Below are 373 nucleotides of genomic sequence, written 5' to 3'. Positions count from 1 at the left end.
AGCATGGTGGGGGTGAGGTCTGGTGTGGTGGTGAGGGCTTCGGTGAGGGTGGCGGGGTTTTGGCGGCGTAGGCCGACCATGCGGGTGGAGACAAGAGCGGGATAGCACTGGAGCCAGCCACCGTCACTGGCGTTTTGAGTGTTCAGTCTGGCGTTACCTGCAAGCTCTGTTGATTGATCTGCTCCGATGACGGGTTCGATGTGCCAGTCGAAGTGTCGGGTGAGGCGGTGCCAGATGACGGTGTTGTTGCTGTCGAGGAGGAAGAGTTCGTAGGGGCCTTTGTGGTGTTTGCGTACCCATAGGCAGGCTAGGGGCCCGTATTTGGTGGCTAGGCGTCGGGAGCGCTTGTAGACGTAGTGGGTGGCGATGAACA

Annotated in this window: 1 protein-coding gene; it reads right to left on the bottom strand. The window is 60.1% G+C overall.

What is annotated here, in order from left to right; genetic code table 11:
• The coding region (locus EII11_RS10660; protein WP_165867173.1) for a hypothetical protein at window positions 1–373 on the bottom strand (373 nt) is incomplete at both ends.

This window comes from Schaalia canis (assembly GCF_003858455.1).
In the GTDB taxonomy this organism is placed as follows: domain Bacteria; phylum Actinomycetota; class Actinomycetes; order Actinomycetales; family Actinomycetaceae; genus Pauljensenia; species Pauljensenia canis.
The sequence above is the reverse complement of the archived record's forward strand: the minus strand, read 5'-3'. Positions and strand labels throughout refer to the sequence as shown.